General features: G+C 51.1%; 5 protein-coding genes. All 5 read right to left on the bottom strand.

Annotation, left to right across the window (positions count from 1 at the left end):
• Positions 1 to 409: type II secretion system protein (locus AC1HCM_RS05785; protein ID WP_479460821.1), on the bottom strand; the 409-nt coding region annotated here is incomplete at its 3' end.
• On the bottom strand, positions 399 to 3539 hold the full coding sequence (locus tag AC1HCM_RS05780) for an EAL domain-containing protein (protein ID WP_479460820.1): 3141 nt from the start codon (positions 3537 to 3539) through the stop codon (positions 399 to 401). The genes AC1HCM_RS05780 and AC1HCM_RS05785, both read right to left, overlap by 11 nt.
• Positions 3539 to 3826, bottom strand: coding sequence for a type IV pilus modification PilV family protein (locus tag AC1HCM_RS05775; RefSeq protein WP_479460819.1), 288 nt, complete (start codon positions 3824 to 3826; stop codon positions 3539 to 3541). Before AC1HCM_RS05775 ends, AC1HCM_RS05780 begins: the two co-directional genes overlap by 1 nt.
• The gene (gene gspG, locus AC1HCM_RS05770; RefSeq protein ID WP_479460822.1) at positions 3810 to 4256 is read right to left on the bottom strand and encodes a type II secretion system major pseudopilin GspG; all 447 of its coding nucleotides are present in this window, start codon (positions 4254 to 4256) and stop codon (positions 3810 to 3812) included. Before gspG ends, AC1HCM_RS05775 begins: the two co-directional genes overlap by 17 nt.
• 139 nt (positions 4257 to 4395) lie before the next feature.
• Positions 4396 to 4905, bottom strand: a 510-nt coding sequence (locus AC1HCM_RS05765; protein ID WP_479460818.1) for a class I tRNA ligase family protein, incomplete at its 5' end; no start/stop codon positions are given.

Below are 4905 nucleotides of genomic sequence, written 5' to 3'. Positions count from 1 at the left end.
CTCTGTTTCCAACAACCGCAACTACCCTGAACTCTTCAGCTTTTCCAAGCTCCTGCAGTCTGTCTTCCTCAAGCTCCTCCAGGGCGCCGTAGGGGTAGGGGAACTCGTAGTAGAAGAGCCTGCCGTCCTTACAAAGATAGGCACACTTTACCACACCCTCGTAGAGGGTCCCTCCGCTCGTTATCATGTAAAGGGCGTCTCCGCTTACTTCAATCTTCTTGGCTCCCACAACCTTCCTCTGAAGGTCCCAAAAGAGGGAGGCTCTTTCAACCAGCGATCGGGATCTTCCGGATAGGGTCAGGCTTGAGTCAATTCCCCTTGAGAAGATGAGAACAAGAAGGGAGAAGGTCAGTCCGATCAGGGTAAGGACTATGAGAACCTCAATCAGGGTAAAGGCTCTACCCCTCAAGGAGCCTCTCCAGCTCTTCCTCGGGCATGGGTTTTGCAAGGTAGAATCCCTGTGCGTAGGTGCATCCCATCTCCTTAAGGAGCTGTAGCTGTTCTTCACTTTCAGCCCCTTCCGCATGGCTCTCCAAGCCGAGCCTGCTGGCGAACTGGACGATAGTCTCAACGAGCGCTCTGTCCTTCCTGTCCTCAACCATCCTCTTTATAAAGGATATGTCTATCTTTATGATGTCAACAGGGAAGTCCTTTATGTAGGAGAGGGAGGAGTATCCCGTTCCAAAGTCATCGATAGCTATCCTAACGTTTCTGCGGAGCCTCTCCAGAACGTTCTTAGTTCTCTCTATGTTTACGACGAGAACCCTTTCTGTAATCTCAAGAACGTGCCTTCTCCTACACTTCAGGCAGAGGTTGTAGATTTTGTCAATGTATTCGTCGTTGAAGAAGCTCCTTGCGGAGACGTTGAAGGAAAGGGGGATGGAAAACTTACCCGTGAGTCGCTCTATCTCTTTAAGGCTCCACTCCTCAAAGTAGCTCAGGAATCGGCTCCTCTCTAAATAATCTATAAACTCCGCTGGTCCATGAATTTTCCCCTCTTCATCCCTTATCCTGATGAGGAGCTCCGCTCCGGCGAGCTTCATATCGCTCAGCCTGTAGTAAGGCTGGAAGTAAAATAGGAATAGACTTTTCTTGAGGGCTCTCTCTAAGAGGCTCTCCGTCCTGACAAAACCCTTTGCCTTCTCCTCCAACTCCCTGTTGAAGAACTCAATCTCGCCTGCGCCTTTCTCCTTGGCAGACCTCAGGGCGAGGGAGGCTCTATCATAAAGCTGTGAGAAGGTCGTTCCGTCTTCAGGAAGCAGGCTTATACCGGCGTTTATTCCGAGGGTGAAGCTCTTTCCGTTGATTGAAAAGGGCTCCCTGAATATCTCCTTTAGCTGCTCCGACAGGGCGAGGGCGTCCTCCTTTCTCTTTATAGGAAAGGCGAATATAACGAACTCGTCACCTCCTATCCGTGCTATAACATCACCCTCCCTGAAGTGCTCGGCAAGCCTCCTGGCTATAGCCATCAAAAGCTTATCTCCAGTGTCAAAGCCAAAGGTTCCGTTTATGTAAGCCATGTTGTGCACATCAAGGATTATGAGTGCTCCATATCCCTTAGCTTCCTTTAACATCTCAACGACCCTGAGGCTAAAACCCAGAAGGTTGTAAAGACCAGTCAGGGGATCATAGAACCTGAGCCTCTCTATCTCTCCCCTCATCCTAACCTCTTCGGTTATATCCCTTCCGACGGAGACGAACCTGAGCTCACCACCGGGAAGCTCCACGGGTATTATCACCTGTTCAAGGTGGAAGAGGCTTCCGTCCTTTGCCCTGTTTACAAAGACAGCCCTGAACTCTTTTCCGGAGAGGATGGTCTTCCATAGCTCTTCGTAAAACTCCTTGGAGTGGATGCCCGACTTAAATACGGAAGGCTTCTTTCCCAAAAGCTCCTCCCTGCTGTATCCGCTTATCTTGAGCACAGCATCGTTGACGTAGAGTATCCTGCCCTCCCCGTCGGTGATAAGCACCCAGCTGTGGGAAGACTCAAGGGCTCTGCTCATAACTATGCTCTTTCTGAGCTCCTGAAGTCTGCCTAAGGCAAACTCAAGGTTTGTTTTAAGCTCGTCCAGAGCTTCCCGTCTCTCCTCTTCAAAGAAGTCAGGTTCTGGAGCGTAGAGGTTCAGGACGAACCTTATCCTCCCTCCCACACGAAGGGGCACCGCACAGGAGGAGAGATACCCTCTCCTCATCATCTCCTCCTGCCAAGGACCCATAGACGGGTTTCTCTCGGTGTCCGGGTTTATGGCTATCTTCCCTTCCCTGATAGCGGTCGCCGTCGGTTCCTTTCCCTCGGGCGCGTCGGGATTGAGGGATATCCTAAGCCTCTCCAGATAGCCCTCCTCGTAGCCGCAGCGGGCAAAGGGCTTTACCTGTCCATCTTCCTCCACCCTCCCTATCCAGACGAATCTGAGCCCTGCCTTCTCAACAAGGGCAACGCATACCTTCTCAAGGAGCTCCTCCTCAAGGAGAGAGGTCGCTATAACCTGACTTATCTCTCTGAGGAGATTGTGCAGAGCCTCAAGCCTCTTTCTCTTGGTTATGTCAACAAAGATGACAAAGCCTGAAAACTTACCCCTGTAAACTATCGTTTTTGCAAAGGCAAGGACCCATCTCTGCCTTTTATCCTTTCTCTTTATCTTTAACTCCGCATATACCCTCTTCTCATCCTCACCCTTTAATCTCCTTTCAGCTACGGACTTTATCTGCTCCCTGTACTCCTCAGCCATAAACTCGTAAGCGGGCATGGTGTAGAGCTCATCCCGGCTGTAGCCAAGGACTTTGCAGGCGTAATCGTTTGCGTAGACTATCCTCTCCTGATATATGAGGACGCCCACGCTTGGGGCTTCAAGGACCGCCCTCGCTATGTCGTGTTCCTCCCACAGGGCGATTACCCTCTCAACCTCACCTCTTACCCTGAGTATCGTCTCTATCGCCTCATCCCCGACGGGTTCAAAGCCATCAACCCTCTTTGCGAGGGCTTCCCTGAGCTTTTCTGCTTTCTCTCTCTTAGCCATGAAAAGGTGAAACGTCCCGAGGTTCATCCCTCCAAGGATTTCTACCTCCTCCACCTGCGGTGGAGAAGTAGAGTAAAGGAGTCCGTAGTCTGCCTTTCCTTCCTTTACAAGGTCGTAGGTTTCCTCATGACTTCTGGTCTGTAGAAGCACTATGTTATCCATTCCTGAATTTTTGAGAAGCTCAAGACCTGAGTAGAGGTAGTATAGGTCTGCGACCGCAAGCCTGACAACGCCTTCCTTCTTTGCATTCTTAGACCTGATCAGATACACGAAGTCGCTCTCCCCTGCTATCCTTCCGAGCGGAGAGTATCCCTTAGCATGAAGCCTCAGGGCTGTGTCCGGAGAGGCGTAGTAGAGGTCAAAGCCGACCTCATCCAGCCTCTTTTCCTCCTCCCCAAAGTCTTTAAAGGTTATGAGCTCTACCCTCTCACCGAGCTCCTCCTCAAGGGCTCTTGCGATTTCCTCCCATCTCCCACGGTTTCTGAAGGTATCGTGGGGACAAACGCCGAACTTTACTGCCATCACCTTCCCTCATATCGGACGAAGAATACGCCCCTGTAAGAATAAACCTTCTCCTTTATGCGCGGGAAGTCGGGAAGGGTCCTTTCCTTTACCTCAAGACCCTCGTGGTCTCCGAGCTTCAGCTTGGCATCAAGCACAAGGATCGCATCAAGGAGCTCCTTAGCCTCTTCGTACTTCCTGCCTGCAGAGGAGAGGGTCTCAAAGAGGGTGGTGAAGGCAACTGCCACTATGGTAAGGGCTATAAGAACCTCTATCAGGGTGAAGCCCCTTTCACAGCTCCCAGACATCAATATCGTCCTCTGTTCCCTCCTCCCCATCGGGACCTCTTGACCTGAGCTCGTAGGGATGGTTTACCCCCGGAGATATATATATGAAGTCCATGTCCCAGCCGTCCTTGGGAACCTTGTCCAAGTATTTCTTCCACCGGGGAGGTATGGGTGGTATGGTCGGTTTTTCAACGAGAGCCTTGAGCCCCTGTTCTGTAGTGGGGTACCTGCCGTTGTCAAGTTTGTACTGCTCAAGGGCGTTCTTTATAGCCTTCATCTGTATCTTGGTGGTCTCTATCTTCGCCTCATCAACCCTCCCGGTTATCCTCGGCACGACGAGGGCAGCTATAAGACCAAGTATTATCAGAACCACGAGAACCTCTATCAGGGTGAAGCCCTTCTCCCTCTCCCTCCTGTACTTTTCCTCAAGCTGTTTCTCAACCCTTTTCAGGAAGCGATTGTATATACCCGAGGAGACAAGAACAACTATCACGAGGAAGGGTATCCCTATGAGGAAGGCAAGGATAAGAACCTTCAGTAGCCAGATGATCCATGCCCAGAAAGTTACATCCTGTTCCATCTTAACCTCCTCAGCTGACAACTATGTTAACAAGTTTGTTCTTTATATAAACCACCTTCTTGATCTCTTTACCCTCTGTATACTTCCTTACCTTCTCATCCCTGAGGACTATATCTCTTACGGTCTCCTCCTCCGCCCCGTAGGGAACCTTTACCCTCGCTCTCAGCTTTCCATTTATCTGAACGGGGAGCTCAACCTCTTCAACCTGGAGGGCATCGGCATCAACCTCCGGTAAGGGCTGGAGGGAGATCAGCCCCTCACCGCCGAGCCTCTGCCAGAGCTCCTCGCAGATGTGAGGAGTTATCGGTGCAAGAAGCTTCAGAAGGACGTCCACCCCTTCCCTCAGAACCTTCCTCTCCTCGTCAGTCTTAGGGTCAAAGGCTGTAAGCTCATTCAGTAGCTTCATCACCTTAGCTATAGCTGTGTTGAGCTGGTATCTCTTCTCCATGTCGGTGAGGTAGCCCTCAAGGGTCTCATGGATGATCCTCCTGAGCTCCTTCGCTTTCCCACTGACCTTTCT

Source organism: Hydrogenivirga sp. (assembly GCF_056450045.1).
This window is presented reverse-complemented; position numbering and strand designations above follow the sequence as displayed.